This is a genomic window from Mesorhizobium sp., assembly GCF_004962925.1.
GTDB lineage: Bacteria > Pseudomonadota > Alphaproteobacteria > Rhizobiales > Rhizobiaceae > Mesorhizobium.
Genome location: NZ_SUEO01000064.1, coordinates 22,580 through 25,580 on the forward strand (window position 1 = coordinate 22,580; position 3,001 = coordinate 25,580).

General features: G+C 65.5%; 3 protein-coding genes and 1 pseudogene. All 4 read right to left on the bottom strand.

Features of this window, described 5'->3' with window-relative positions; translation table 11 throughout:
• Nucleotides 1-754, bottom strand: a pseudogene (locus E5W87_RS15115) (SMP-30/gluconolactonase/LRE family protein); the annotation flags it as partial.
• The gene (locus E5W87_RS15120; protein WP_292398635.1) at nt 751-1,392 is read right to left on the bottom strand and encodes a 2-dehydro-3-deoxy-6-phosphogalactonate aldolase; all 642 of its coding nucleotides are present in this window, start codon (nt 1,390-1,392) and stop codon (nt 751-753) included. The gene E5W87_RS15120 and the pseudogene E5W87_RS15115, both read right to left, overlap by 4 nt.
• A complete protein-coding gene (locus tag E5W87_RS15125) occupies nt 1,389-2,348 on the bottom strand; it encodes a 2-dehydro-3-deoxygalactonokinase (protein WP_292398637.1) in 960 nt (319 codons plus the stop codon). Before E5W87_RS15125 ends, E5W87_RS15120 begins: the two co-directional genes overlap by 4 nt.
• A partial coding sequence (locus tag E5W87_RS15130; protein WP_292398639.1) for an SDR family NAD(P)-dependent oxidoreductase occupies nt 2,345-3,001 on the bottom strand: 657 nt, incomplete at its 5' end. The genes E5W87_RS15130 and E5W87_RS15125, both read right to left, overlap by 4 nt.

The window sequence follows — 3,001 nt, forward strand, 5'->3', positions numbered from 1 at the left end:
GCCGGTCGGCATTCCTGCCGACAAAGGCCGGACAGGACGGCTGCGTCACCGGCATGGCGATCGAGCGGACGAGCTTGCCGTCGGGTCCGTAGGCTTCGATGACGCTGCCGCCCCAGCAGGCGTTCCACAGGACGCCGTCGCGATCGAGCACCGAACCGTCGATATAGCCACTGGCCTTGCGGTGATCGACGAAGATCTTCGGCTCGCCGGACGGCAGGCCGGTTGCAGGATCGCAGCTGACCCGCATCAGCAGTCCGGTGCTGGTATCGGTGTAGTAGGCGATCGTTCCGTCTTCGGAAAAACAGATCGAGTTCGACACGGTGATGTCCGAGTAAAGCCGGCGCAACTCCCCCTTGAAGAACCAGTAGATCGAGCCGGCGCCCTTCTCCTCGCCCTTGCCCATCGTGCCGACCCAGAAGGCGCCGCAGGGGTGGACGCGCGAATCGTTCGAGCGCGTCACCGGGTTGTCGGCCTCGATCGCGGTGTGCAGCGTCAGCTTGCCGGTCGCCACGTCGCGGACGTGCAGGCCTGTTTCGGTGGCGATCAACTGTCTGTTGTCGTCGATGATGGCGATGGCGCTGGCCATCTGGCCAAGCTCGTGGATCTTGACCGCGCCGCCGGACAGGCTCTTTTCCAGAAGCTGGCCGTTGACGATGTCGAACCAATAGAGGGTGTCGGTGGCGGGGTCATAGCTCGGCCCCTCGCCGAGCTGGCAGACATGGTCGGAAAAAACCGAAACGAGGGTCTCGCTCATCGTGCCGCTCCAAACGCCGCATCCCAGGCTACTGTGGCAGCACGGGCCCGCACGGCTACTTCGTCGACGCTCATACCAGGTTTGAACAGGCTGGATCCCAAGCCGAAGACGCTGACGCCGGCGGTCTTGTAGCCGGCAAAGTCCTTCTCCGAGACACCGCCGACCGCGCCGACCAACGTCTCGTTGGGCAAAACGGCGCGCATCGCGGCGATGCCGGCTGCGCCAAGCACGCCTGCCGGGAAGAATTTCAGCGCCGAGGCGCCGAGCCTGATCGCCTGGAAGGCCTCGGTCGGCGTGAACACACCGGGCATCGTCACCATGCCGTAATTCATCGCGCGGCCCATGACCTCGGCATCGATGTTGGGGCTGACCAGCAGCCGTCCGCCGGCGTTGTGCAAGCGATCAACATCGGCTGCGGTCAACACAGTCCCCGCGCCGACCAGTGCCGTCGCCGGAAGCGCCTGCACGATCTTTGCGATCGAGGCAAAAGGGTCCGGCGAATTGAGCGGCACTTCGATCGCTTCGATGCCGGCCTCGAAGATTGCCCGGCCAATGGCCACCGCCTCGTCCGGCTTGAGGCCGCGCAGGATGGCGACAAGGCCGCGCTCTAGCTTCGGAAACGGTGCGGTCTCGGTCATGCTACAACTCCGCTTCCGGCAATCATGCCATTTTCGCGCGCGGCCTCGATCAAGCCGGCACGCACTGCCTCGTCGGCGTCGACAGTCCGAACCGCAAGTCCGGCAAGGCCGAGCGCCTCAGCGTAGAGCGCGCCGAGCGCGCCGGAAGCAATCAGCACGACCGACGACGCGCCTTTCCCGTAGCGGCGGCTGGCCGAGGCGATCTCGCCGCCGATGAGCAGGCCGGACAGGCAAGCAGCGGCATCGTCGGGCTTCAAGTCCTGGAGCAGGCCCGCGGCGCGGATCGAGAACAGTCTCGAGGTGACATCGCCGCCCTCGGTCAACGCGGTCTCGCACCAGCGCCGAAAGAACGCATTGCCTGATGCGACCGGCTTGGGCTGTTCGCCCAGCGAGTGGCGCAGGATCGAATGCATCGCCAGCACCGAAAACAGCTCGCCGGTCGGCCATGTACCAAAACCGGCAACGGCCCCGTGTTCGACCACCACCCATTTCGAATGGGTACCAGGCATGCAGACGAGATGGCGACCCTTTGCCGGCAAATCAGCGCCGGCAAGCTGCGTTTCCTCGCCGCGCATGACGTCGGGCGCGTCGACCTGGCGCTGGGCAAGGCCCGGCACGATGCGGATGTCGCGGCGCTGGCCCGGAATGCGTGCCGCACCGGCCAAAATGGCGCCGATCGGCGCCGGCACGGTGACATAGGGCGCCTCGAGCCAGCCCTGGCGCGAGCCGGCCATGCCGCAGATGATGACGGGCATCGCTTCCGGTGCGCCCATCGCCGCCAGATGTCCTTCGAGGATGATCGAAAAGCCGGTGGCTTGCGCGGTGATCAGCCCGTCGTCACCGCGGCGCTCGGCAAGGATTTTTCCGGCCTCATCGACCAGCCAGACCCTGAGACGGGTTGTGCCCCAGTCGACAGCGGCAACAGAAGGCGCCTTGCTCGGGGATCCCGGGCTCACAGGAAGCCCCCGTCGACGATCAGCATCTGCGCCGTCAGCATGCGCGAAGCATCCGATGCCAGGAACAGCACCGTTCCGACGGTGTCATCTGGCTGCATTACCTGCTTGATGCATTGCTTGGCAACATGGGCGGCGAGCGCCTGTTCGGTGACCCAGAGCTCCTTCTGCCGCTCTGTGATCACCCAGCCGGGTGCGATCGCATTGACGCGAATGCCGTCGATGCCGAGCTTGCCGGCAAGCCCCTTGGTCAGGCCGAGGATGCCGGCCTTGGCGGCGGTATAGGCAGGCATATCCGGGTGGTTGATCAGAAACGACGTCGACGTGAAGTTGATGATCGAGCCGCCGCCGGCCCGCTTCATGCCCGGCGCCACCGCCTGGGCGGAGAAGAAGTGCGGACGCAGATTGATGGCCTGGTTGTTGTCCCAGAATTCCACCGTGACGTCTTCCACCGCGTGGCGATCGTCCTGCGCGGCATTATTGACCAGCACGGTCACGTCGCCATGCGCTTCGGCCGCCTTGGCTACCGAAGCCCGCAGCGCCTCGATGTCGCGTATGTCTGTCTTGAGATAGAGGGGGCGCCGGCCGATATCCTTCTCGATGCGGTCGGCCAGCGTCAGACTCGGCGCGTCGGCGATGTCGATGAAGGCGACCTT